The organism is Inquilinus sp. (assembly GCF_057815775.1).
Genome location: NZ_JBYRFX010000997.1, coordinates 1 through 1,565, shown reverse-complemented (window position 1 = coordinate 1,565; position 1,565 = coordinate 1). Strand labels below are relative to the sequence as shown.

Annotated in this window: 4 protein-coding genes; 2 read left to right on the top strand and 2 right to left on the bottom strand. The window is 68.9% G+C overall.

What is annotated here, in order from left to right:
- Both AC3XYG_RS35700 and AC3XYG_RS35695 read left to right on the top strand, forming a co-directional pair.
- The coding region (locus AC3XYG_RS35700) for a nucleotide-binding YajQ family protein (RefSeq protein WP_489144649.1) at positions 1-260 on the top strand (260 nt) is incomplete at its 5' end.
- An 88-nt stretch (positions 261-348) separates the two neighbouring features.
- On the top strand, positions 349-756 hold the full coding sequence (locus AC3XYG_RS35695; RefSeq protein WP_489144648.1) for a DUF2177 family protein: 408 nt from the start codon (positions 349-351) through the stop codon (positions 754-756).
- A gap of 4 nt (positions 757-760) precedes the next feature.
- Here AC3XYG_RS35695 and AC3XYG_RS35690 read toward each other — a convergent pair whose 3' ends face one another.
- Both AC3XYG_RS35690 and AC3XYG_RS35685 read right to left on the bottom strand, forming a co-directional pair.
- On the bottom strand, positions 761-1,243 hold the full coding sequence (locus AC3XYG_RS35690) for a nucleoside deaminase (RefSeq protein WP_489144647.1): 483 nt from the start codon (positions 1,241-1,243) through the stop codon (positions 761-763).
- Positions 1,230-1,565: dimethylsulfonioproprionate lyase family protein (locus tag AC3XYG_RS35685; RefSeq protein WP_489144646.1), on the bottom strand; the 336-nt coding region annotated here is incomplete at its 5' end. The genes AC3XYG_RS35690 and AC3XYG_RS35685, both read right to left, overlap by 14 nt.

Sequence of the window (1,565 nt, the reverse complement as noted above, 5' to 3'; positions counted from 1 at the left end):
CGCTCGACTTCAAGCCGGTGGAAAAGGCCTCCGGCAACATGGTGCGGCAGGAGGTGGTGGTGAAGCAGGGCATCGACCGCGACCTGGCCAAGACCATCATCAAGGCGATCAAGGACAGCAAACAGAAGGTCCAGGCCGCGGTCCAGGGCGACGAGCTGCGCGTCACGGGCAAGAAGCTGGACGATCTGCAGGCCACCATCGCCCTGGTGCGCGGCCTGAAGATCGAGATGCCACTTCAATATCTGAACTTCCGCGACTGACGGCAGCACGGACGGTCGTCCTGCCTGATCCGGGCAGCGATCTGCGGCGTATGCTCTGCAGCAGAGAATGCCGCAGTCCGGGGGCCCGATGATCAGCTCACTTTGTCTCTACGGCGCGGTCGCGGTCGTCTTCCTCGGCCTCGACGCGCTCTGGCTCGGCGTGGTGGCCAAGGGTTTCTATGCCGACAGCCTGGGCGGGCTGATGGCGGACCGGCCGAACTTCGCCGTCGCCGGGCTGTTCTATGCGCTCTACATCCTCGGCATCGTGATCTTCGTCGCCGGCCCCGCCCTGGAATCTGGCTCCTGGGGCCGGGCGGCGATTCGCGGCGCGCTGTTCGGCCTGTTTGCCTATGCCACCTACGACCTGACCAACCTGGCGACTTTGCGCGGCTGGCCCGTCGGCCTGACCCTGGTCGACCTCGCCTGGGGCGTGGCCGTGACCGCAATTTCGGCCACGGCCGGTGTCGCCCTTACACAGGCCGTGCTGGGCCGCTGATCCGTCAGGATCCAGGTCCAGCCGAGCTGAGACGGCGCCGCCAAAGCCCATAGAGGTCGATCCCCTCTGCCCGCACCGGCAGGTGGCGGATGGTCATGGCCTGGTCGGCCAGCGGCCGGGCCAGCTCGGCATAGACCCCGGCCGTCGACAGGCCGAAGGGCGCGCCGTCCTCGTTGGAATGGGCAAAATAGACCGCCTCGACCCCGACCATCGTCATCGCCGCCAGGCACATTGGGCAGGGATGGCCGCTGGCATAGACCGCGCAGCCGTCCAGCCGCAGCGTGCCGAGGTCGCGGGTCGCCGCCCGGATCGCCTGCAGCTCGGCATGGGCGGTGGGATCGCCCGTCGCGCCCATCTCGTTGACGCCGGTGGCGACCGCCACCCCGTCCCGCACCACCACGGCGCCGAACGGCCGGCCGCCATGGTCTTCGACGTTGCGGCGGGCCAGATCGATCGCCTGGACGAGAAACATCTCATGCACGGTCATCGCCGCCCTCCTCCACCGGTCCCAGCCCAGCCGGCAGGATCGTCGATTTCTGCGCCAGGTCGCCACCGCGCCAGAGATACAGCGCCAGCAGCGGCTGCCCGGCGGTGCGCATCGCGTGCGGAATCCAGGAGGGATGGTGGATCGGCGCGCCGGGGCTGCGCTGCCGCCAGCCCTCATCGCCGCGCAGCCAGTCGGCCGTGCCGGCCAGCGGCACATAGATCTCCTCCGCCGCATGGGCGTGCCGCGGATACTCGATCTCCGGGCCCAGCAACAGAAAACCACAGGCGATGCGGTCGCTGGCGACCGGCCCCCTGAGGCCAAT

Coding starts and splice junctions, on each gene's coding strand:
- AC3XYG_RS35695 (WP_489144648.1), top strand. CDS start 349: ATGATCAGCTCACTTTGTCTCTACGGCGCGGTCGCGGTCGTCTTCCTC.
- AC3XYG_RS35690 (WP_489144647.1), bottom strand. CDS start 1,243: ATGACCGTGCATGAGATGTTTCTCGTCCAGGCGATCGATCTGGCCCGC.